This is a genomic window from Frigoribacterium sp. CF331 (assembly GCF_057787905.1).
This window is the reverse complement of record NZ_CM173545.1, coordinates 95,593-114,594: the sequence shown is the minus strand read 5'-3', so window position 1 is coordinate 114,594 and position 19,002 is coordinate 95,593. Positions and strand designations below refer to the sequence as shown.

The following is a 19,002-nucleotide window of genomic DNA, read 5'->3' as shown; positions in this document are numbered from 1 at the left end:
GGTCATTCGGACCCCGGTGGGAGATGATCAATCGCATTGGCTTCGTGAATGACGAGGCCCCAGGCCCACTCGACCGAGGAGGCGCGGTGTACGACCCCACGCTGCTCGCGACGTTCCTCGTCGTGGCCGAGACCCGCAGCTTCACCCGGGCCGCCCAGCGCCTCGGCATCAGCCAGCCCACGGTCAGCCAGCAGGTCGGCCGACTCGAGAAGGCCGCGGGCCGCACGCTGGTGGCCCGCGACACCCGGGACGTGCGCCTGACCGACAACGGCGACGCCATGGCCGGCTTCGCCCGGACGATCCTCGCCGCCCACGCCGCGGCCGAGAGCTACTTCAGCGGCTCGGCGATGCGCGGTCGCCTGCGTTTCGGCGCCGCCGACGACCTCGCGATCACCCAGCTGCCGCGCATCCTGCGCCACTTCCGCCAGCTCTACCCGCAGATCAACCTCGAGCTCACCGTCAACCAGTCCGCGCCCCTGCGCCGCCGCCTCGCCGCCGGCCACCTCGACCTCATCTTCGTCAAGCAGACGGCGGGCGAGTCCGACGAGGGCACCCGGGTCGCCGGTGACGCGATGGTCTGGATCGGCCAGGACAAGCTCGTGGTCGAAGCCGGCCAGCCCGTCCCGTTGATCGCGTACCAGGCGCCGAGCCTCAGTCGGCAGATGGCCATCGACGCGCTCGAGCGTGCCGGCCGCACCTGGCGCATCACCTGCAACACGCGTGACGTCAACGGGGTGCTCGCCGCGGTGCGGGCGGGCATCGGCGTGGCCGTGTTCCCGTTCTCGCTCATCCCCACCGACCTCGTCAAGGTCAGCGACCGGTTCTCGCTGCCCACCCTCGGCGACGTCGACTACGTGCTCGTCGCCAACCCGGGCGCCGCCCGCGAGCCCGTCGACGCCCTCATGTCGGCCATCACGAGCCGGGGCGTCAGCCGCGCCGTCTGAGCGCCGCGCCGCGTCGCCCACGGCCCACCCCGGGAGGCGCGCGCAAGATGGTCCCATGAGCCACCGCCCCCGACGCCCCCCGAGGTCCGCCGCCCGTCGGGACGCCCGCGTCCTCGCCGCGATCCTGGGCGGCTCCGGCGTCCTCCACCTGGCCAGGCCCGCGGTCTACGACGCGGTCGTCCCGCGGAGCGTGCCGGGGCCGGCCCGGTTCTGGACGATCGGATCGGGCCTCGCCGAGGTCGGCATCGCCGTCGCCCTCCTGTCGCCGAGGACGCGTCGGGCGGGCGGTCTGGCCGCCGCCGCCCTCTTCGTCGCCGTGTTCCCGGCGAACGTCTCGATGGCCCTGCGCGCCGTGCGGAGCGAGCGGGCCACGACGGTGCGCCGCGCCGTCACGATCGCCCGGCTGCCGTTGCAGGTGCCCCTGGTGACGCGCGCGCTCGGCGTGCACCGCGCCTCCTAGGCTCCTCCGACGTCGACGCGCACGGCGTCACCGGTCGGGCGGGGTCTGGCACGATCGGGGCATGAGCCCCCGAGTCGACCCCCAGGCCACCGCCGTGCGCGTCCGCCGCTCGCGCCTCCGGTTCGTCGTGATGGCCGTGGTCGGCGTCGCGGCCGTGGTCGGCACGTGGCCCTGGGTGCTGCCCTCCGTCGCCGTCGCGATCGGCTGGGCCGCGGCCTGCGTCGTCTACCTCGCCTGGGTCTGGCTCGCGGTCGGCCGGTTCGACGCCGACGACACCCGCCGCTGGGCGACCCGAGAGGACCCGTCCCGACCGGCCGGCGACCTCCTGCTCGTGGGCGCGAGCGTCGCGAGCCTGTTCGCGGTCGGGGTCGTCCTCGTCCGCGCGACGAGCATGGGCGGGGCGGCCGAGGACCTCCTCGCCGGGCTCGCCGTCGTCAGCATCGCCCTGTCGTGGTTCCTCGTGCACACGCTCTTCACCCTGCGGTACGCCGTGCTCTACTACAGCGGCGACGAGGTCGGTGGCATCTCGTTCAACCAGGACGCCCCGCCGCGCTACGCCGACTTCGCCTACGTGGCCTTCGGGCTCGGCATGACGTTCCAGATCGCCGACACCGACATCGGGTCGAGCGTCATCCGCGCCGTCGTGCTGCGCCACATGCTGCTGTCGTACCTGTTCGGGTCGGTGATCCTCGCCTCGACGGTCAACCTGATCGCCGGGCTCGGGGGCTGACCCGTCGACGGGCCGGACGCGGCGGTGCGGGGCGTTGCATCGTGCACCGCGCACACGGCCTATCCTGTTCTCTTCCCCCCACGTCCGATCCCACCGGAGACGCATCGCCATGGCCACGAACGCCCCCGCCACCACGCCACCGCGACCCGGAGTCGGGGGCACGCTCGACCGCTTCTTCGAGGTCACGCACCGCGGCTCGACCTGGGCGCGCGAGATCCGGGGCGGCGTCGTGACCTTCGTCACGATGGCCTACATCGTCATCTTGAACCCGCTCATCCTCGGCGGCTTCAGCGCCGACCAGGCGGCCACGGACGTGGCCGGCAACTGGCTGCAGAACGGTCAGGTGGGTGCGGTCACCGCCCTGACCGCCGGGGTCATGACGATCCTGTTCGGAACGGTCGCGCGCCTCCCGTTCGCCTTCGCGGCGGGTCTCGGCATCAACTCGTTCCTCGCCGTCAACGTCGTGCAGGACGTCACCTGGCCCGAGGCCATGGGCCTGGTCGTGATCAACGGGCTCGTCATCACCATCCTCGCCGTGACCGGCCTGCGCAGCATGATCTTCACCGCGGTGCCCGCGGCCCTCAAGACGGCCATCACGGTCGGCATCGGCCTCTTCATCGCCTTCATCGGCCTGGTCGACTCGGGCTTCGTCCGCACCAGCGGCACCTCGTCGCCGCCCGTGCAGCTGGGCGATGCGGGCTCGGTCGCGACGCTGCCGACGATCACCTTCGTCATCGGCCTGCTCGTCATCGGCGTGCTCATGGCCCGCAGGGTGCGCGGGGCGATCTTCATCGGCATCGTCGCGACGACCGTCATCGCCATCGCCCTCCAGGCGATCTTCCAGGTGCCGCCGTCGAACGGCCAGAACCTCGACGACTGGAACCTCAACGCCCCCGTCCTGCCGACCCAGATCGTGGCGCTGCCCGACCTCTCGCTGGTCGGCCAGTTCAGCTTCGGCGCCTTCGCCCGCATCGGCGTGCTGTCGGCCGTGATGCTGGTCTTCACCCTGGTGTTCACGAACTTCTTCGACGCGATGGGCACGATGACCGGCCTCGCCAAGGCGGGCGACGTCGCCGACGCCGACGGCACCTTCCCGCGCCTGCGCTCGGCCCTCATCGTCGAGGGCGTCGGGGCGGTCGCCGGCGGGGCGACCAGCTCGTCGTCGAACACGGTGTTCGTCGAGTCCGCCTCGGGCATCGGCGAAGGTGCCCGGACGGGCTTCGCCTCGGTCGTCACGGGGGCGCTCTTCCTGCTCGCGATGTTCTTCACGCCGCTGACCCAGGTCGTGCCCCTCGAGGTCGCCGCGTCGGCACTGGTGATCGTCGGCGCCCTGATGGTGTCGCAGATCAGCCAGATCGACTGGACCGACTTCTCGGTCGCCCTCCCGGTGTTCCTCACCGTCATCACGATGCCGCTGACCTACTCGATCGCGAACGGCATCGGCGTCGGCTTCGTCAGCTGGGTCGTCGTGGGGGCCTTCGCCGGGCGGGCGCGGAAGATCAGCCCGTTGCTGTGGATCGTCGCCGCCGGGTTCCTGGTGTACTTCGTGCGGGGTCCGATCGAGGCGCTCATCGGCTAGTCCTCGCCCCGCGGGCCGGGCGGCGCTAGCCTGTGCGGCACGGCGGCGACGGCGCCACCGGCCCACCACGAGGAGGCGCGCCATGCCCCGCATCACCCCCACGCTCTGGTTCGGTCGTGACGTCGAGACCGCGGCCGACTTCTACGTCGGCCTGTTCCCGGCGTCCCGCGTCACCGACGTCTCGCGCTACCCAGAGGACTTCCCCGACCAGGCCATGGCCGGTCGGGCGCTGGTCGTCGACCTCGAGCTCGACGGTCAGCCGTACCGCCTGCTGAACGGCGGCGACGGCGGCCCGCGGCCCACCGAGGCGACCTCGTTCTCGATCTCGGTCGAGACCCAGGACGAGCTCGACCACTACTGGGACGCGTTCGCCGCCGACGGCGGGCAGGAGGGGCGGTGCGGCTGGGTGACGGACCGCTGGGGCTTCTCCTGGCAGGTCGTCCCCACCGTCATGGACCGCTACCTGGGCGGGCCCGACCCCGAGGGCGCCGCCCGGGCCATGGCCGCGATGATGGGCATGAACAGGCTCGTCATCGCCGAACTGGCGGCCGCGTACGAGGGCGACTGACGCCCTCTCGCGCGCCGCGCCTCCTCGTCACCAGTCGTGGACCGTGCCGTCCGCCAGGCGGTTGTAGGGCAGGTACGCCTGGGCGTAGGGGTACGCCGCCGCGGCCCGTTCGTCCAGCTCGACGCCGATGCCGGGCTGCTCGCCCGGGTGCAGCATGCCGTCGACGAAGGTGAAGCTCTGCCGGAAGACCTCGTCGGTCCTCGCGCCGTGCTTCATGTACTCCTGGATGCCGAAGTTGTGGATGGCGAGGCCCAGGTGCATCGCGGCCGCCATGCCGACCGGCGAGATGTCGGTCGGCCCGTGCATGCCCGACTTGATCTGGTACTGCGAGGCGTAGTCGAGCACCTTCTTGAGGTGGGTGATGCCGCCCGTGTGCGTCACGGCGCTCCGCACGTAGTCGATCAGCTGCTCACGGATGATCTGCTGGTAGTCCCACACCGTGTTGAAGATCTCGCCGATCGCCAGGGGAGTGGTCGTGTGCTGCCGCACGAGGCGCAGGGCCTCGGGGTTCTCGGCCGGCGTGACGTCCTCGAGCCAGAACAGGTCGTAGGGCTCGAGGCTCTTGCCGAGCCGCGCCGCCTGGATCGGCGTCATGCGGTGGTGGCCGTCGTGCAGCAGGGGGATCTCGGGGCCGAACTCGTTCCGCACCGCCTCGAACACGGTGGGCACGTGCCGCAGGTACGACCGGGTGTCCCAGTCCTCCTCGGCCGGCAGGGCGCCGCGCTGCGCGGGCTCGTGGTCGTAGCGCACGCCGCTGTTGGCGTCGAAGGTGGCGTTCGAGGCGATCCCGTAGATCGATCGGAGACCGGGCACGCCGGTCTGGACGCGGATCGCCTTGTAGCCCTGCTCCTGGTGGTCGCGGACGCTGTCGAAGAGCTCGGGCAGGTCCTTGCCCGAGGCGTGGCCGTAGGTCAGCAGGCCGGTGCGCGAGGCGCCGCCGAGCAGTTGGTAGAGGGGCAGTCCGGCGACCTTGGCCTTGACGTCCCACAGCGCGACGTCGACGGCGGCGATCGCGGCCATGGTGACCGGCCCCCGACGCCAGTAGGCGCTGCGGTAGAGGAACTGCCAGGTGTCCTCGATGCGGGCGGGGTCGCGCCCGATCAACAGGGGGACGACGTGCTCGGTCAGGTAGGCGACCACGGCGAGCTCACGACCGTTCAGGGTGGCGTCGCCGAGGCCGGTGACGCCGTCGGAGGTCGTGATCTTCAGCGTCACGAAGTTGCGGTCGGGGCTGGTGACGATCACGTCGGCCTTGTCGATGATCATGCGGTGTCCTCTGGAGCTCGCGTCCGGCTGACGTCGATGTCACCCGGGCTGGTCCCTCCACTCTGCTGCATGCGTCGGCGTGAGGCGAGCCCAGGAGGCGCGGGTCAGCGCATCTCGAGCGGCACCCCGGTCGTCGGTGCGGGGAACGCCCGCTCGAGCTGCACGAAGGCCTGGTCGTCGAGGTCGATCGCCAGGGCGGCCGCGTTCTCGAGGGTGTGCTCGGCCGTGCCCGCCTTGACCGCGACCATGAGGTCGGGCACGAGGCGCAGCACCCAGGCGAGGGCCAGCTGGGCCTGCGAGACGCCGAGGTCGCCCGCGACCTGCGCGAGGACGGGGTGCCCGAGCAGCTCGCCGCCGTCGACGGGGGAGTACGAGGTCAACGGCACGCCGTGCTCGCGCGCCCAGGGCAGCAGGTCGAACTCGGGACCGCGACGGGCCAGGTTGTAGAGCACCTGGTTCGTCTGGACCTTGTCGCCCCCGGGCACCGAGAGCAGCTCGTGCAGGTCGTCGACGTCGAAGTTGCTGACGCCCCAGCCGCCGATCGCGCCCTCGGCGACCAGCGTCTCCAGGGCGTCGACCGTCTCGGCGAGCGGGTGACGTCCGCGCCAGTGCAGCAGGTAGAGGTCGAGGTGGTCCGTGCCCAGTCGATCGAGGCTGGCGTGACAGGCGTCCACCGTGCCCTGCCGCGAGGCGTTGCTCGGCAGCACCTTGCTGACCAGGAACACCTCGTCGCGGCGCCCGGCGATCGCCTCGCCGACGAGCGACTCCGACCGCCCTCCGCCGTACATCTCGGCCGTGTCGACCATCGTGAGCCCGGCGTCGAGCCCGGCGCGGAGGGCCGCGATCTCGGCCTCGCGCCGCCGGGGGTCGTCGCCGAGGTTCCAGGTGCCCTGGCCGAGCGCCGGGACGACCCGACCGTCCGGCAGGGCGACGGCGGGATTCGTGGGGGTGGCGGGGGTCGTCATGCCGGGGATGGTAGTCGTCGGGTCGCGTTCCCGGTCCCGAGCCGGTCGTCTCCTCCCCAGCTCGGCCGACGCCGACGTCCTCCACAGGCGGGCCGGCTGCGTGCCACCGTCGACACCGTGGCCGCCAGCCTCGTCCCATGACCTCCATCGACACCTACCCTCCCGTCCTCGCCCCCCATCCCACCGACGAGCAGCTCGAGGACTTCGTCCACGAGTTCTGCCTCGAGCCGTCCGACGACCGGGCCCTGCTGTGGATGTACCTCGGACCGGACGGCGTCCCCGTCGCTCCGCCCGTCGCCGTCGGCGGCCTCCCGGTCGAGCCCGATCGCGACCGGGTGGGCACGATCGCCCTCCGCATCGTCGAGGTGGCGGCCTGGGTCGAGGCCGCGTCCGTCCTCCTCGTGTGGCAGAGCCCCGACGAGTCCCTCTCGGCGACGTGCGACGACCAGCGGTGGGCCGCGGCGATCCTGTCCGTGATCGACCCCGGTGACCTGACGGTCCTCCCACCCATGCGTCGTACCCCGTCCGACGTCCGTCCCCTCCTTCCGGTGGGCTGAGGCGTGCGCGTCCGCGGCGGCTCCGTTCCCGTCGATGCCGATGCCGCTCTCCTGCGCCTCCCCGTCCTCGCAGCCGACGCCGACGACCGGGCCCTGCTCGACCATGCGACCCGCCTGTGCGCCGAGAGCTGCGAGCGCGAGGTCGTCCATTTCGCCTTCCTCGCCGCCGACGGCCGCCAGCTCGCCCCGGCGGGCCGGCTCCACGGCGTTCCGCGCCTGCCTCGCCGGCCCGACGTCGACGAACTCGTCGACCTCTGGCGTCACCAGGGCCTGCGGGTCAGGGCCCGGCAGCTGGTCTGCGTCTGGCAGACCGTCGACGACGACCCCGTCGACCGCGTCGCCGTCGACGTCTGGGCCTCGGGCATCGCCCGGTCGCTCGGTGCCGGACCGCTCCGACTGCGGGCCTTCTGGCACCGCACGCCCTCGGGCTTCACGGTGCCCGACGCGGTCCGCGACCGGGCGGGCGGGGCGGCCCGTGACTAGCGTCGACCGGGTGCCGCATCGACGCGGCACCACCGAGAAAGGTCGTCATGAAGTTCAGGTACCTCGGAAACAGCGGGCTCAAGGTCAGCGAGCTCACCTACGGCAACTGGCTCACCCACGGCTCGCAGGTCGAGAACGACACGGCGACGCGCTGCGTCCGTGCCGCCCTCGACGTCGGCATCAGCTCGTTCGACACCGCCGACGTCTACGCCAACACGCAGGCCGAGACCGTCCTGGGCGAGGCGCTGAAGGGCGAGCGTCGCGAGTCCCTCGAGATCTTCACCAAGGTCTACGGTCCGACCGGCCCGAAGGGGCACAACGACACCGGGCTCAGCCGCAAGCACATCACCGAGTCGATCGACGGGTCGCTCCGGCGTCTGCAGACCGACTACGTCGATCTCTACCAGGCCCACCGGTACGACGTCGAGACGCCTCTCGACGAGACGATGGAGACCTTCGCCGACCTGGTCCGCCAGGGCAAGATCCTCTACGTCGGCGTCTCGGAGTGGAACGCCGAGCAGCTCCGTGAGGCGCACGCCCTCGCCCGCGAGTTGAAGATCCAGCTCGTCTCGAACCAGCCCGAGTACTCGTTGCTCTGGCGCGTCATCGAGGACGAGGTGGTCCCCGCCTCGACCGAGCTCGGCATCTCGCAGATCGTCTGGTCGCCCGTCGCCCAGGGCGTCTTGACGGGCAAGTACAAGGTCGGTGCCGAGCTGCCTGAGGGCAGCCGGGCGACGGACCAGAAGGGCGGTGCGGGCATGATCGAGCGCTGGCTGCGCGACGACGTCCTCGACGCCGTCGCCCAGCTCGAGCCGATCGCGTCGGATCTGGGTCTGACCCAGGCCCAGCTGTCGCTCGCCTGGGTGCTCTCGAACGAGAACGTCGCCTCGGCCATCATCGGGGCGTCGCGCCCCGAGCAGGTCGAGTCGAACGCGAAGGCGTCGGGCGTCACGCTCGAGGCCGACGTGTTGTCACGCATCGAGTCGATCTTCGAGGGTCTCGCCGAGACCGACCCGCGCAAGACGCAGATGCCGAGCGGCCGCGAGGCCTGACGCCGTCGACCCGCGGGCCCGTGTCCGGCGGCCCGCGGGTCGGGCGACGGGACGCGACGACGCCCCGCCACGAGATCGTGGCGGGGCGTCGTCGCGTCGTGGCGGGGCGTGCGATCAGGCCGCGGGCACCTCGAAGGTGGCCGAGATGACGGCGCGAGCCAGGGTGTGGAAGTGCAGGTTGAAACCGAGGTACGCCGGGCTGGCGGTCTCGTCGACCCCGATCTTCTCCACGTCGAGGGCGTGCACGGCCACGAAGTACGTGTGCGGGCCGTGGCCCTCCGGCGGGGCCGCGCCGACGTAACGGGCCAGGCCCCCGTCGTTCTTCAGCTGTATCGCGCCCTCGGGCAGGCCGGACCCCTGGTCGTCGCCGGCACCCGACGGCAGGTCGGTCGTGTCGGCCGGCAGGTCGGCGACCGCCCAGTGCCAGAAGCCCGAACCGGTGGGCGCGTAGGGGTCGTAGATCGTGACGGCGAAGCTCTTGGTGCCCTCGGGGGCTCCGGACCAGCTCAGTTGCGGGCTGGCGTCGTCGCCACCCGGGCCCATGATGCCGCTCACCTGCGGGCGGCGCAGCTCGGCGCCGTCGGTGATGTCTGTGCTCGTGAGCTCGAACTCGGGCACGATGCCGATGATGTCGTAGGGGCGGGTCAGGTTGGCGTCGGCCATGGTGTCTCCTCGTCGGTGGTGGGGGTCGTGGCGGTGCGCCCACCCCCGAGGGGGCGGGCGCACCGCGGGGTGGGTCAGGCGGCGTCGAGTCGCTGGATCTCGTCGGCCGAGAGCTTGATCGACGTGGCGGTCGCGGAGTTCATGATCGTCTGCGGCCGGGTCGACCCCGGGATGGGGATCACGAGTTCGGACTTCGCCAGCTCCCAGGCGAGGGTCAGCACCTGCGGGGTCACCCGCCGGGCGTTGGCGATCTCGGCGAAGACCGCGTGCTTGGCGCCCAGCTCACCGGCGTTCGTGATGCCGCCGAGCGGACTCCACGGCAAGAACGCGATGCCCATCTCGTCGCACAGCACGAGCTCGGCCTCGCTCGTCCGGAAGGCCGGCGAGTACTGGTTCTGCACCGAGACGAGCCGGTCGTCGAGGACGTCGTTCGCCTCGCGGATCTGGTCGGGCGTCGCGTTCGAGATGCCCGCCATGCGGATCACGCCTTCGTCGAGCAGCTCGGCGAGTGCGCCGATCGAGTCGGCGTAGGGGACGGCGGGGTCCGGTCGGTGGAACTGGTACAGCCCGATCGTCTCGACGCCGAGGCGCTTGGCCGAGGCCTTCGCGGCCTCCTTGAGGTACGACGGGTCGCCGTTCTGGGCCCATGCTCCGGCCTCGGGGCGCAGGTGACCGCCCTTGGTCGCCACGAGCACCTGGTCGGTGTCGGCGTGGTAGCTCTTGAGCGCCTTCGCGATGAGCAACTCGTTGTGCCCGATCTCGTCCTTGCCGGCCTGATGGTAGGCGTCGGCCGTGTCGATCAGGGTGATGCCCTGTTCGAGAGCGGCGTGGATCGTCGCGATGCCCTGTTTCTCGTCGGGTCGGCCCTCGATCGACAGGGGCATGCCGCCCAGGCCGATGGCACTGACCGTCACGTCTCCGATTGTCCTGGTCTTCATGTCGTCCTCCGGTTCACCACGCGTAGTCCTCGGGCGACGTGTCGTGCCCGGGGAAGATCTCGTCCAGCCGCGCCAGCGCGGCCTCGTCCAGCTCGACGTCGACGGCGGCAACCGCCGACTCCAGTTGTGCCATGGTCCGCGGGCCGGTGATCGGCCCGGTGACGCCCGGCTGGTGCAGCAGCCACGCGAGGGCGACCTCGCCCGGGGCGTGCCCGAGTTCGCGGGCGAAGCCCTCGTAGGCCTCGAGCTGGTCCCGGTGGGCGGCCACGTAGTCCGCGCTGCGGCCCTCGAGACGACGCGAGCCCTCCTCGGTCTTCTCGATGACTCCACCCAGCAGTCCGCCGTTGAGCGGCGACCACGGGATCATGCCCAGTCCGTAGTGACGGGCGGCGGGAAGGGTCTCCCGCTCGACGTCGCGCACGATGAGGTTGTAGATCGACTGTTCGCTCACCAGGCCCGTGAAGTGTCGGGCCTTCGCGGCCTCCTGGGCCTGGGCGATGTGCCACCCGGCGAAGTTGCTGCTGCCGACGTACAAGACCTTGCCCTGCTGCACGGCGACCTCCATCGCCTGCCAGATCTCGTCCCACGGCGTCTCACGGTCGACGTGGTGGAACTGGTAGAGGTCGACGTGGTCCGTCTGCAGGCGCGAGAGGCTCGCGTCGAGGGCGCGACGGATGTTCAGCGCGCTGAGCTTGCCGTCGTTCGGCCAGTCGCCCATGTCGCCGTAGAGCTTGGTGGCGAGGACGGTCTTCTCGCGTCGCCCACCGCCGCGGGCGAACCACCGGCCGATGATCTGCTCGGTGATGCCTTCGCCCTTCTCCCAGCCGTAGACGTTCGCCGTGTCGAAGAAGTTGACGCCGAGCTCGTGGGCTCGGTCCATGATCGCGTGGGAGTCGTCCTCCGTCGTCTGCGGCCCGAAGTTCATCGTGCCGAGCACGGCCCGTGAGACGGACAACCCTGTGCGTCCGAGGTGTGTGTAGTCCATGTTCCCTGGCTACCCCCTCCACCGCCGTGCTGCTCACAGGAACGCCCCCTAGCGTCGCCGTCATGACCGAGCAGCCCGAGAGCCCGGACGGCGTCCCACCGGTGACCCCGCACGACCACGCCCCGCGTCGGGGACGACGGCGGCAGGCCTGGCGCGACGGCCACGCCCGCATGCGCCTGCGACTCGACTCGCGGCCTCGGCTCCGCCTGCTCTACAAGGTCGGGGTCGGAGTGGTCGGGGGCCTCGTCGTCGTGGCGGGGTTGATCCTCGTGCCGCTGCCCGGGCCGGGCTGGCTCGTCGTCTTCCTCGGGGTCGCCCTGCTGGGCACCGAGTTCCCGGCGGCGCACCGCATCACGCAGTGGGTCCGACGCCTCGTCCGACGGGCGCGCCTGCGGTGGCGCGCCTGGCGGGTCGCCCGGTCCGTCCGCCGGGCCACCTCCGCGCGACCGGCGGCCAGCCCGACGCGGTGAACCACCGGTCCGTCCGGCGCCCGGGCGTCGACCGGTCGTCCAGCGGGCGTTCGGTAAGGTCGCCGTCGTGACGCCCAGCCCCGCCTCCGCCACGCCCTACGAGGTGCTCGGCGTGCCGTCGACGGCGTCGACCGACGACCTGCGCCGGGCCTACCGGCGCCTGGCCCGCCAGACCCACCCCGACCTCGGCGGCACGGCCCAGGCGTTCCGAGACCTGCAGCACGCCTGGCAACAGGTCGGCACGCCCGAGGCCCGAGCCGCCTACGACCGGGGGTCGGGCTCGCGCAGCACCTCGGCGACGGGCAGCGCGCGCTCGGCGGGGTCGAGCGCCCCCGGGTGGTCGCCGCCACCCCGCGAGACGGCCCGCACCGACTCCAAGCCCAGGGCCCGGGTCCACGGGCACCCGGGTGGGGCGAACCGCGAGCGGTACCTCGGCCTCATGCGCGAGTGGGTCGGTCGTGGTGTGCCCCTCGACGACCCGTACGACGAGCGCCTCGTCCGCAGCGCGCCTCCCGAGATCCGTCACGTCCTGGCCGACGCGATGGCCGAGGAGGCTACCGTGGCCGCCGTCACCGAGCTCGGCATCGGGTTCACCATCTGGAGCGACGTCGACGCGGGCGCCGAGGGCAAGCTCGACCACGTCGTGCTCGGCCCGTCGGGGCTGTTCGCGATCCAGTCCTCCGACTGGGGCAGCGAGGTGCAGGTGTCCCGGGGCGAGCTCGTCGGACGGGGCATCCCCGACGACGAGGAGCCCGTCCGCGACCTCACCCGTCAGGCGCGTGCCGTCCGCCGGGAGACCCGCGTCTCGTTCACGGCGCAGTTGATCGTCGTGCCCGACGACGACTTCGGGCCCGCCCTCGAGAAGGTTGGACGCCGGGCCGGGGGCACCTGGGTGCTCCGCCGCTCGTTGCTGCCGCAGGTGCTCCGCCACGGTCCGGAGCTCGGTGACCGGACGAGCATCTCCGACGTCTTCGAGGTCCGGGCCCGGCTGCAGCAGGCCATCCGCTTCGTCTGACGGGTGCTGGTGTGCGAGCCGCGCAGGGTGCACGCTGGGCGTGACGTCGGCGACGGTCGGCCGTCCCCGTCCGAGAGAGGGGCACCCGTGTTCTGTCCGCAGTCCGGCTACTCCGGCTTCAGCGTCGACGACGTGGCCGCGGCCGTCTCGTTCTACCGTGACGTCCTCGGTCTCGAGACCGAGACCGTCGTCGAGGGTCAGATGGTCCGCCTCCGTCTGCCGGGAGGCGCGGCGTGGGTGTTCGTCTACGGCAAGCCGGACCACGTGCCCGCGTCGTACACCGTGCTGAACCTCGTCGTCGACGACCTCGACGCGGCCCTCGACGACCTGGCCGGGCTCGGCCTCGAGCCCGAGCACCACGGTGGCCACTCCGACGAACGGGGCGTGATGCGTGGGCGGAGCGTCGGCATGGGGCCCGACATCGCCTGGTTCACCGACCCGGCCGGCAACGTCTTCTCCGTCCAGCAGCCCTAGGTCCCGTCGGGGCGGACCCGGGAGGCGCGGTGTCGGTCACGGACGGGTCCCCGGCCCCGGAGAGGTGCAGGACCGGCCCGGCATCGGGTTCCGGGCCGGTCCCAGGTGTTCCTTCGGAGCGCGCCGGTGCATCGGTTGGGTCGGGTCACGCCCGTCGGACCGCCCGACGGGACCGGCGCCGCCTCTCGCGAGCACCGCCTCCTGGTCGCTGTGGCAAGCTCGACCGTGTGAACACGCACGAGCCCGCTGACGGCTGGGTCGAGGCCCCCGACGGGCGACGGTTCTGGGGTCGCGCCGGAGCGGCGGGCCTGCTCGTCGTCGACGCCGACGGCCGGGTGCTGCTGCAGCACCGGGCCGACTGGAGCCATTTCGGCGGCACCTGGGGCCTGCCGGGCGGCGCGCGTCACCACGACGAGACCGCCGTCGAGGGGGCCCTCCGCGAGAGCGGTGAAGAGGCCGCCGTCCCGGGCGACGCCCTCCGTCTGCTCTTCTCGTCCGAGCTCGACCTCGGATTCTGGTCGTACACCACCGTGGTCGCCCGGGCACTCCGGTCCTTCGAGCCCGTGGTCTCGGACCCCGAGAGCATCGCCCTCGGCTGGGTGCCCACCGACGACGTCGCCGGCCTTCCGTTGCACCCAGGGTTCGCGGCGTCCTGGCCGAGGTTGCGTGCGGAACTCGCGAGCGAGGTCCACGTGGTCGTGGACGTCGCCAACGTCCTGGGCTCCCGGCCCGACGGGTGGTGGGGCGATCGCGTCGGCGCCACCGAACGCCTGCTCGCCGCCCTGTCCCGCAGCGCCGCGGCCGGGTTCGCCGCGTCCTCGTTGAGCCCGGACGGTGACGGTCTTCCCGTGGCCGGCACGACCGCACCGGCGACGATCGCTCCCGGCGACGTCGGGGCCTTCACGGACGACTCGGCCACCGAGCCCCCGGGGGCGCCGACGTGGCGATGGCCGACGGTGACCGCCGTCGTCGAGGGTGAGGCCCGCGCCGTCGCCGACGCGTTCGAGGCCGTGACCGTCGTCCGTGCCGAGACGGACGGCGACTCGGCCGTCGTGGCCCGGGTGCGAGGACTCCGGTCGGTCGAGGGCTCCGCTGCCCGCGTCGTCGTCGTGACCGCGGACCGCGCACTGGCCGACTCGGTCCGCGCCGAGGGAGCGGTCGTCCTGCGCCCCGGGGCGTTCCGCCGCACCGTCGGCCTGGACTGACACGCCTGACGGCCCGCTCCGCCGGGGGCGGAGCGGGCCGTCGTGGGCTCACGGTCGCGGGGTCAGGCGGCGGGGCCGTCGCCCAGCGTCACGGTCGCGGTGTGCGAGGCTCCGGCGGCGTCGGTCCAGGTCACCGAGACCTGGTCGCCCGACTCGTGTGCCGTGACCGCCGCCGTGAGGGCGGACGCGTTGGCGACGGGCGTCCCGTCGACCGCCGTGATGACGTCGCCCGCGACGAGGCCGGCCGACGCCGCCGCGCTTCCCTCGACGGTGCCCGCGATCGTGACGCCGCCCGAGGTGCCGCCGGCCGTGCTCGAGATCTGCGCGCCGAGGAAGGCGGGCAGGCCGATCTGGACGGTCGAGCTGCCCGTGCCCGACTCGATCTGCTTGGCGATCGCCAGGGCGTGGTCGATCGGGATGGCGTACCCGGTGATGGTCGACGAGCCCTGGGACGCCGCGGTCACGATGCCCACGACGTCGCCGTCGGCGTCGCGCAGCGGACCACCCGAGTCGCCCGAGACCACGTCCGCGTCGACCTCGATCAGGCCCGAGAGCGACTCGGTGCCCGAGCCGGACTCGCTCTGCACGGTGATCGCCTGGTCCGTCGCCAGCACGGTGCCCTCGGCGGTCACGAGCTCACCCGTGCCCTCGGCGTTGCCCGTCGAGTGGACGGCGTCCCCCGTGGCCACGTCGCCCGACGAGTCGAAGCTCACCGGGTCGAGGCCCGACGCGTCCTGCAGCTTCAGCACGGCCACGTCGTTGGTCGCGTCGGTGCCCACGACGTCGGCCGTGTAGGTCTTCCCCGTCGACTCGACGGTCACCTGGATGCTGGTGGCGCCCTGGACCACGTGGTTGTTGGTCAGGACGAGTCCACCGGAGGTCAGGATCATGCCCGTGCCCGCCGACTTGTACGAGGCGTCGTAGTTCAGGGTCGAGACGATGGTGACGACGCCGGCCTTCTCGTCGTCGGTCGCGGTGGTGGCGCTGGTCTGGGCGGACGAGCCCTGGGAGGACGAACCGCCCTGCGACGAACCGCCCTGCTGCGTCGATCCGCCGAACGGCGAGGTCGAGCCGTCCGACCCGCTGCCCGGCTGCGTGAGCTGGGGCAGCAGTTCGAGGGCCTGGCGTTCGCTCGCCGCCTGGGCCGCGGCGACACCGGCCGTCCGGCCCGCGGCGTAGGCACCGCCGCCGGCCGCACCCGCGACGATGACGACCGCGGCGGCGGCCCCGGTCAGTGCGAGCCACTTCTTCGACCGGCGTGGTCGGGTCGGGCCGCCGAACGCCGGGGGCACCGTGCCGTCCTCGCCGGCGCCGGCCGACGGCGGCGTGGGGCGCGCCGCGTCGTAGGCCTGGTGGGAGTCGTCGCCCGCCATCCAGGTCGGCGCGGCCGACACGTACCGTGCGTCGGACGAGCCGGAGACGTGGGGGAGGGTCCGCGCCTCGGCGGGCTGCTCGGGGGTCGACGCCGCGGGGGTCGCGGGCGTTGCCTCGTTCGGGGTGCCGGTCGTGGCGTCGCCGTCTCGGTCGTTCATGGTGTGCCTCCTGTGGCGGTGGTGGTGACGATGGGTCCATGGAACGGGGTCACCCCAAGAGATCCCTATGACGCGGCCTCGAAGCGGTCGGGAGTCGCATGTGGAGGCGCGGTGAGAGAAGCCGAGACTCCCTCGCCTCCTGGCGCACCAGGGTCGGGCGGTCGGATCGCGAAATCCGTTCCCGACGAGCCTCGGAGTTCCGATACGCTGGGACGCCAAAGGAGGTCCACGATGGCACAGCCCGCCAACCCGGCACCCGGCGAGCAGGACCGCGCTCCCGGCGCCCCTCGCGAGGTCGACACGACCCTCAGCTTCAACGAAGAGTTCCAGGCGCAACTGGCCGCTCTCGAGGGCGGCGTGTCCACCGACGAGCGTGACGCCGTCGCCGCACTGCCCTCGGGCTCCGCGCTGCTCGTGGTCCGTCGTGGTCCGAACATCGGGGCGCGTTTCCTCCTCGACTCCGACGTCACCGTCGCCGGTCGTCACCCGGACGCCGGCATCTTCCTCGACGACGTCACGGTCAGCCGCAAGCACGCCGAGTTCCGACGCGAGGGGACCTCCTTCAGTGTGCGCGACCTCGGGTCGCTCAACGGCACCTACTTCGACGGCGTCCGCATCGACGAGGCCCGTCTCGCCGACGGGGCCGAGGTCCAGGTCGGCAAGTTCCGCCTGACGTTCTACGCATCGCGGGTCGACCTCGCGAACCTGGCGATCAAGTAGTCGTGCCCCGCACCGCCGTCGCCCGGTCGTCGCAGACCGGGCCGTCCGACCTGTTGACGATCGGGCAGGTCCTCTCGCGGCTCAAGCCCGAGTTCCCCGACCTGTCGAACAGCAAGCTGCGCTTCCTCGAAGAGCGTGAACTGGTCACCCCGGTGCGCACCCCGTCGGGCTACCGCAAGTTCTCCCCGGCTGACGTCGAACGTCTCCGCTTCATCCTGGGCCTGCAGCGCGACCACTACCTGCCCCTCAAGGTGATCCGTCAGCACCTGGCCGACCTCGACGCCGGCCGCCCGTCGTCGCTGCCGTCCGGTGCCGCACCCGTCTCGATCGTCACGCACGGCCGGCGCCTGGGCCGCGACGACCTCCTGCGCGAGGCCGGCGCCTCGGCCGGCCTGCTCGACGAGGCCGTGTCGGCCTCGCTGCTCCCGGCCACCGACCGGTACGGCGACGACTCGGTCGCGGTCCTCTCGGCCCTGGTCGAGCTCGCCAAGTCGGGCATCGAGCCGCGGCACCTGCGCCCGGTCCGCGCGTCCGTCGATCGCGAGCTCGGGCTCATCGAGACGGCCCTCGCTCCGCTCGCGCGCAGACACGACGCCGCCTCGCGCGCCCGGGTCGCCGAGCTCTCGCGAGAGCTGGCGGCGCAGGTGGACGTGGTCCGATCGGGGCTCGTCCGGTCGGCGCTGGGCCGCCTCGACGCCTAGACGGCCGCGCTCCGGGCGAATATCCTCGACACGCCGACCCGTCGGAGCGGATGTCGCCCAGGCAGCTCCCCGTTGTGGGTACCGTGAGTCCTGTACAACCATCAACCCGATGTTGAACGTTGAGCTCCGGAAGAAGAACGTGGAAGGCAACAGCATGAGTGAGTCAGGTTCCCCCGAGGAATCCCGCTACGAGCTGGGCCTGCTCTTCACCGACGGCCTGCCCGAACACGACGCCGACAGCGGCTACCGCGGCACCGTCGCGGCCAAGGCCGCCGGCATCAGCTACCGCCAGCTCGACTACTGGGCCCGCACCGAACTGGTCGAGCCGACCATCCGCGGCGCTGCCGGTTCGGGCTCGCAGCGTCTGTACGGATTCCGCGACATCCTCGTCCTCAAACTGGTCAAGCGCCTCCTCGACACGGGCATCTCGTTGCAGCAGATCCGCACGGCGGTCAACCAGTTGCGCGAGGCCGGCGTCAACGACCTCGCCCAGACGACGCTGATGAGCGACGGTGCCAGCGTGTACCTCTGCACCTCGGACGACGAGGTCATCGACCTCGTGAGTCGCGGCCAGGGCGTCTTCGGCATCGCCGTCGGCAAGGTCCTCCGTGAGGTCGAGTCGAGCCTCGTCGAGATCGACAGCACGCCGGCGGCCGACCCCTCCGACGAACTCGCCGCCCGCCGCGGCACGCGCGCCAGCTGACCCCTCGGGCACCGCTCCTCGCGGTCCCCACGACGAAGGCCCCGCACGAGATCGTGCGGGGCCTTCGTCGTGGGGCCCTGAGGGCCCGCACTCAGCGTGTGGCGGGTTCGGCGTAGTCGCCGATCTTCGCCGTCCGCATGATGCGCTCGAGCAGTTGGTCGAAGTTGCGAGCCATCTCTTGTGCGCTCTCGCCCGGCCAGGCGTGCAACGGCTTGGCTGCTCCCTGGGCCTGCTGCAGCGACGTGCGCTCGGGCAGCTGGGGCGACAGCACGAGGGGGCCGAACATGTCGCGGAGTTCCTTGATGCGGAACTGGTGCTCGAGCGACTGCACCCGAGCGCGGTTGACGATGATGCCGAGGGGTTGGAGGCGCGGTGACAGTCCCCGACGGATCTCCTCGATCGCCCGCAGGGCCCGGTCGGCCGCGGCCACGCTGAACAGGCCCGGCTCGGTGACGACCGTGACGCGGTCGGACGCGGCCCAGGCCGTGCGGGTGAGGGCGTTGAGCGACGGGGCACAGTCGATCAGCACGAGGTCGTAGTCGGCCTCGACGTTCGCGAGGGCCTCCTCGAGCTTCCAGATGTCGCGGATCGAGGGGTGCGGGCCGTCGAAGTTGATGGCCGACGGGCTGCCGATCATGACGTCGACCGTGCCCTGGCGGCCCTTCGTCCAGCCGCTCGGGGCGATGGCGGCCCGGACCGTCTTCTCTTTCGGCGATGCCAGGACGTCGGCGACGTTGAGGTGACCGGAGACCGTGATGTCGAGTCCGGTCGAGACGTCGGATTGCGGGTCGAGGTCGACGACGAGGGTCCGCAGACCTTTGGCGAAGGCGGCCGACGTGAGTCCGAGCGTCACCGTCGTCTTGCCGACGCCCCCTTTGAGAGAGCTGACGCTGAGTACATGCACGACACAGACGATACCTTCACTACTGTTGAATCACCCAACAGCCACGTCGACGCGGCGTGCGACGAACCCCGACTCGTCGCCCCGCGCT

22 protein-coding genes are annotated in these 19,002 nt (G+C 72.0%); 15 read left to right on the top strand and 7 right to left on the bottom strand.

What is annotated here, in order from left to right; genetic code table 11:
• Window positions 1-86 precede the first annotated feature (86 nt).
• The 5 genes from AC3CCI_RS00560 (at window position 87) to AC3CCI_RS00540 (ending at window position 4,281) form a co-directional block, all read left to right on the top strand.
• Entirely contained in the window at window positions 87-944 is an 858-nt protein-coding gene (locus AC3CCI_RS00560; protein ID WP_354594705.1) for a LysR substrate-binding domain-containing protein, read from the top strand.
• Between the two features lie 55 nt (window positions 945-999).
• Window positions 1,000-1,404, top strand: coding sequence for a DoxX family protein (locus tag AC3CCI_RS00555; protein ID WP_488627756.1), 405 nt, complete (start codon window positions 1,000-1,002; stop codon window positions 1,402-1,404).
• Window positions 1,405-1,465: 61 nt separating this feature from the next.
• Complete coding sequence (locus AC3CCI_RS00550) at window positions 1,466-2,134, top strand: DUF1345 domain-containing protein (protein WP_488627755.1); 669 nt, start codon at window positions 1,466-1,468, stop codon at window positions 2,132-2,134.
• Window positions 2,135-2,243: 109 nt separating this feature from the next.
• Entirely contained in the window at window positions 2,244-3,713 is a 1,470-nt protein-coding gene (locus AC3CCI_RS00545) for an NCS2 family permease (protein WP_354594708.1), read from the top strand.
• Window positions 3,714-3,795: 82 nt separating this feature from the next.
• Entirely contained in the window at window positions 3,796-4,281 is a 486-nt protein-coding gene (locus AC3CCI_RS00540) for a VOC family protein (protein ID WP_354594709.1), read from the top strand.
• A 27-nt stretch (window positions 4,282-4,308) separates the two neighbouring features.
• On the opposite strand, the gene manD is transcribed toward AC3CCI_RS00540, so the two are convergent.
• Together manD and AC3CCI_RS00530 are read right to left on the bottom strand one after the other, a co-directional pair.
• Window positions 4,309-5,547, bottom strand: a complete 1,239-nt coding sequence (manD, locus tag AC3CCI_RS00535; RefSeq protein WP_354594710.1) for a D-mannonate dehydratase ManD — start codon at window positions 5,545-5,547, stop codon at window positions 4,309-4,311.
• Between the two features lie 104 nt (window positions 5,548-5,651).
• Window positions 5,652-6,512, bottom strand: a complete 861-nt coding sequence (locus tag AC3CCI_RS00530; protein WP_354594711.1) for an aldo/keto reductase — start codon at window positions 6,510-6,512, stop codon at window positions 5,652-5,654.
• 137 nt (window positions 6,513-6,649) lie between these two features.
• Here AC3CCI_RS00530 and AC3CCI_RS00525 point away from each other — a divergent pair, with 137 nt between their 5' ends.
• Genes AC3CCI_RS00525 through AC3CCI_RS00515 form a run of 3 tightly spaced genes read left to right on the top strand, consistent with a single transcriptional unit; the run spans window position 6,650 to window position 8,604 of the window.
• On the top strand, window positions 6,650-7,069 hold the full coding sequence (locus AC3CCI_RS00525) for a hypothetical protein (RefSeq protein WP_354594712.1): 420 nt from the start codon (window positions 6,650-6,652) through the stop codon (window positions 7,067-7,069).
• A 3-nt stretch (window positions 7,070-7,072) separates the two neighbouring features.
• A complete protein-coding gene (locus AC3CCI_RS00520) occupies window positions 7,073-7,552 on the top strand; it encodes a hypothetical protein (protein ID WP_354594713.1) in 480 nt (159 codons plus the stop codon).
• Window positions 7,553-7,599: 47 nt separating this feature from the next.
• A complete protein-coding gene (locus tag AC3CCI_RS00515) occupies window positions 7,600-8,604 on the top strand; it encodes an aldo/keto reductase family protein (RefSeq protein ID WP_354594714.1) in 1,005 nt (334 codons plus the stop codon).
• A gap of 114 nt (window positions 8,605-8,718) precedes the next feature.
• Here AC3CCI_RS00515 and AC3CCI_RS00510 read toward each other — a convergent pair whose 3' ends face one another.
• The 3 genes from AC3CCI_RS00510 to AC3CCI_RS00500 form a co-directional block, all read right to left on the bottom strand.
• Entirely contained in the window at window positions 8,719-9,267 is a 549-nt protein-coding gene (locus AC3CCI_RS00510) for a YbhB/YbcL family Raf kinase inhibitor-like protein (RefSeq protein ID WP_488627754.1), read from the bottom strand.
• Window positions 9,268-9,341: 74 nt separating this feature from the next.
• The gene (locus AC3CCI_RS00505) at window positions 9,342-10,205 is read right to left on the bottom strand and encodes an aldo/keto reductase (protein WP_354595395.1); all 864 of its coding nucleotides are present in this window, start codon (window positions 10,203-10,205) and stop codon (window positions 9,342-9,344) included.
• Window positions 10,206-10,218: 13 nt separating this feature from the next.
• A complete protein-coding gene (locus tag AC3CCI_RS00500; RefSeq protein WP_354595396.1) occupies window positions 10,219-11,190 on the bottom strand; it encodes an aldo/keto reductase in 972 nt (323 codons plus the stop codon).
• A gap of 62 nt (window positions 11,191-11,252) precedes the next feature.
• Here AC3CCI_RS00500 and AC3CCI_RS00495 point away from each other — a divergent pair, with 62 nt between their 5' ends.
• From AC3CCI_RS00495 to AC3CCI_RS00480, 4 genes are all read left to right on the top strand, one after another.
• Window positions 11,253-11,660, top strand: coding sequence for a TIGR02611 family protein (locus AC3CCI_RS00495; RefSeq protein ID WP_354595397.1), 408 nt, complete (start codon window positions 11,253-11,255; stop codon window positions 11,658-11,660).
• Window positions 11,661-11,727: 67 nt separating this feature from the next.
• Window positions 11,728-12,675, top strand: coding sequence for a DnaJ domain-containing protein (locus AC3CCI_RS00490; RefSeq protein WP_354595398.1), 948 nt, complete (start codon window positions 11,728-11,730; stop codon window positions 12,673-12,675).
• Window positions 12,676-12,762: 87 nt separating this feature from the next.
• On the top strand, window positions 12,763-13,149 hold the full coding sequence (locus AC3CCI_RS00485) for a VOC family protein (RefSeq protein ID WP_488627753.1): 387 nt from the start codon (window positions 12,763-12,765) through the stop codon (window positions 13,147-13,149).
• A 227-nt stretch (window positions 13,150-13,376) separates the two neighbouring features.
• Entirely contained in the window at window positions 13,377-14,354 is a 978-nt protein-coding gene (locus AC3CCI_RS00480) for an NUDIX domain-containing protein (RefSeq protein ID WP_488627752.1), read from the top strand.
• A gap of 62 nt (window positions 14,355-14,416) precedes the next feature.
• Here the strand turns inward: AC3CCI_RS00480 and AC3CCI_RS00475 are convergent, their stop codons facing one another.
• Window positions 14,417-15,886, bottom strand: coding sequence for a S1C family serine protease (locus AC3CCI_RS00475; RefSeq protein WP_488627751.1), 1,470 nt, complete (start codon window positions 15,884-15,886; stop codon window positions 14,417-14,419).
• A gap of 231 nt (window positions 15,887-16,117) precedes the next feature.
• Between AC3CCI_RS00475 and AC3CCI_RS00470 the strand changes: the two genes are divergently transcribed.
• The 3 genes from AC3CCI_RS00470 (at window position 16,118) to AC3CCI_RS00460 (ending at window position 18,010) form a co-directional block, all read left to right on the top strand.
• On the top strand, window positions 16,118-16,606 hold the full coding sequence (locus AC3CCI_RS00470; RefSeq protein ID WP_354595402.1) for an FHA domain-containing protein: 489 nt from the start codon (window positions 16,118-16,120) through the stop codon (window positions 16,604-16,606).
• 2 nt (window positions 16,607-16,608) lie between these two features.
• Entirely contained in the window at window positions 16,609-17,307 is a 699-nt protein-coding gene (gene ftsR / locus AC3CCI_RS00465; protein ID WP_354595403.1) for a transcriptional regulator FtsR, read from the top strand.
• Between the two features lie 154 nt (window positions 17,308-17,461).
• Window positions 17,462-18,010: a MerR family transcriptional regulator gene (locus AC3CCI_RS00460; protein ID WP_043595057.1), complete on the top strand. Its 549-nt coding sequence runs from the start codon at window positions 17,462-17,464 to the stop codon at window positions 18,008-18,010.
• Between the two features lie 91 nt (window positions 18,011-18,101).
• Here the strand turns inward: AC3CCI_RS00460 and AC3CCI_RS00455 are convergent, their stop codons facing one another.
• Window positions 18,102-18,914 (bottom strand): ParA family protein, encoded by an 813-nt coding sequence (locus AC3CCI_RS00455; RefSeq protein ID WP_354595404.1) that lies wholly within the window; start codon window positions 18,912-18,914, stop codon window positions 18,102-18,104.
• Window positions 18,915-19,002: the final 88 nt, after the last annotated feature.